The organism is Winogradskyella algicola (assembly GCF_005869935.1).
Lineage (GTDB): Bacteria > Bacteroidota > Bacteroidia > Flavobacteriales > Flavobacteriaceae > Winogradskyella > Winogradskyella algicola.
This window is the reverse complement of the sequence record NZ_SZQF01000016.1, coordinates 1-2,938: the sequence shown is the minus strand read 5'-3', so window position 1 is coordinate 2,938 and position 2,938 is coordinate 1. Positions and strand designations below refer to the sequence as shown.

1 protein-coding gene is annotated in these 2,938 nt (G+C 46.8%); it reads right to left on the bottom strand.

The annotated features are described in order from the left end of the window. The coding region (locus FC091_RS15045) for a T9SS type B sorting domain-containing protein (RefSeq protein WP_138435198.1) at positions 1-2,938 on the bottom strand (2,938 nt) is incomplete at both ends.

Below are 2,938 nucleotides of genomic sequence, written 5' to 3'. Positions count from 1 at the left end.
TTGAGCAGTTTCCCGTAGCGGTCAAATATATAAATTTTGGCAGTACTTCCAATGCCTTCTATGTTCCATGTTTCATGGATGCCATCTCCGTTGGGCGTAAAGTACTTTGGGTAATCCACCACAAAAACATCCTGTGTCGCTATGCCACAACCTGTCTTGTCCCTTGCCGTCACCACATGGAGCCCTGACGATACTCCAGTAAACCGTATCGAACCATCCTCCAACGGATCCATCCACGGACCTCCGTCCAAGCTGTACTCATAGTCCCCTATTCCGGTTGCCAATGCTTCTATAACATTATTTTCTCCAAAAAATTGTGTTATAAAATCGGCCGTTAATGTTGGTGGCGCACTTTCTGTGACGGTCGCCTCATCGTAATTATCACAATTCGTTACCGTTGACGTACTGATATCCGTTACCGTTACACCATAGGTACCACCTTGTGTCGGCATCATACTAGAGCCTGTCTCTGAAGCGATCTCTTCCCCATTAAAGGTCCATACAAAACTGTAATCGGTATCCGATAATCCCGTATCCAATACTGGTGCATCCAGTATCTCTGTCCCATTGGTATCGATACAAAGGACATAGCTGTCCTCTAGATCAAAGTATGGCCTTGGGTTCACCTGAAGTGTCAATGGTGCCACTTCGTAACATATGGATCCGTCCTGCTGGTTGTCAAACGTACCATCATTGTTAAGGTCTACTGGGTCTCCGTTTCCATCTCCGTCTACATCCACAAACTCGTACAGACCATCTGCATTGGCATCAATGCCGTCCGACAGACCGTCCCCATCAACGTCTATTAAATCAAACACTCCGTCTGCATCCGTATCATAGGTGTCTATTGTTCCGTCCGCATCCAGATCCAGTCCTGCCGTTAGTGCGGTCAAGTCTAGTGCTATTGGTATCACTACTAAGGTGTTGTTGTCTACCCTTGCATAGATGACTTGTGGGTTTACAATGTTCTCGTAAAGATCCGGTAATGGGTTAACGTTTAGGTTTGCGTCAGCTTCTGAGGCAAAGTACGTAACAATGTAATTTACCGGGTCCTGCCCATCCAATACCAACCCATCTTGTGACGATAGGGTAAACTGTGTACTATCGTTACTTGGGTCTCCATCGTTCTCTACATCATCATCACATTCCTCATAGGTTATATCTACCATATCAGGATTGGCCTGTGCGGCTTCGTCCACCTGAAGGTTAAAACGCTGCGTGCTGATGGAACAGCCCGTAACATTGTCCGTTATCGTTACATAGATCTCTTGTGGATTGCTAATGTTAGTATATGGACTTACCAGTGCGTTCATCTCTGACTCGGCATCTGCCAAGGTTGCGTGATAAGTTACGATATAACGTGTAGGGTCCTGTCCGTTTAAGACTTCTTCGTCCTTTGTTGTTAAATCAAAACTATCAAACCCATCAGTGTTTAGCTCACATTGTATAAAGTCGGTCACTGCGACCACTTCTGGCAACGGATGTACATATAGCTTAAAGTTGACTACAGCATAACAGCCCGTTGCATCACTGGTCACCCTCACATAGATATCCTGCTCTGGCGTATCTATATTGGTATACTGCGTTGGGTCTGCTATGGCATTCTCCCCTGCATAGGCATCTTCTGATGTTTCATGGTAGGTTGGTGTTACACCATTTTCCCCGTTTAAGATCAATACTTCGTTCTCCGTTAAATCGAACACTTCTACTCCATCTCCTGTATTGATATCGTCACAAAGCTCTAAATCTGGTAATTGATCGCTCGGTGTCGGTGTCGGGTTTGGCAGTACCCTTATGGTCATCGTTGTGTATGCCACACATCCTGTATCCGTATCGGTTACCACGACGTACAAGGTCTGTGGGTTTGCCGGAAGTCCATTTACCGATGTATTGGTATATGCTGTTGGGTCTGGTATAGCATCAGTCTGTGCTTGTGCATCGGCATCGGTCTCGTAGTACGCTACGGACCAGCTCGCATTGCCATCCGTGATCTCAGGGTCCTTGACCGTTAGATCGAATACTGTAATCTCATCTCCTGGAACCTCGTCCAGGTCATCGCACAGCTCCAATGGTGTTGGCTGTACTGGCTCTGGTGGTAACTGTACTATAATTTCAAACTCACCTGTGTCCTCACAGCCTGTGGTTGGGTTGTAAAGCCTTACATAGATCGTCTGTGGATTCACCGTATTGGTATAGTTCCCTGCGTTTACTATCGGATTGTTCCCTGTCTCTGCATCTGCTGCCGTTACATGGTAAGTCAGGGTCACTTCCGCAGGGTCTTGTGTGCCTAAAATATCGGTGTCGCGCTGGGTAAGGTCAAACGGCGCAAAACCATCATCGTTATCATCACAGATTTCTATCGGTTCTAAATTTGTCGGCACTTCCGGTGATGGTACTACAATGAGCTCCAAAGTGCTTTGCGTTAAACTGTAACAGCCCGTAATGGTATTCTCTGCTCTTACATAGATCTCTTGGGTGTTCGCCACAATGTTGGTGTACAAGCCTGTAATGGCATTGTCTCCTTGTTCGGCCTCTTCCTCCGTCTCATGGTAGGTGATCACCACATCTGTCTCACCATTGGTGATCGCTACCGTACGGACCTCCAGATCGAACTCCGCAAAGCCGTCGTTGTCATCGTCACAGACCTCGATTGGATCTGGGTCTGGGCTTGGTGATGGTATAGGGTCTACTCGTAACGTCAGTGTTATCGTACTGTAACAGCCCGTAACATCGTTTTCCCCTCGTACGTAAATCGTCTGTGCATTCATTGTATTGACATATGGACTCGCTATTGGGTTTTCTGCATCATCCGCATCCTGCTGGGTCTCATAATAGGTCAGTGTGATTCCTGTCTGTCCGTTCAGTATCTCGGCATTCGCATCTTCCAACGTGAAGGCTTCTTGTTCATCCCCTAAGGTTATGGCATCACACAACACCA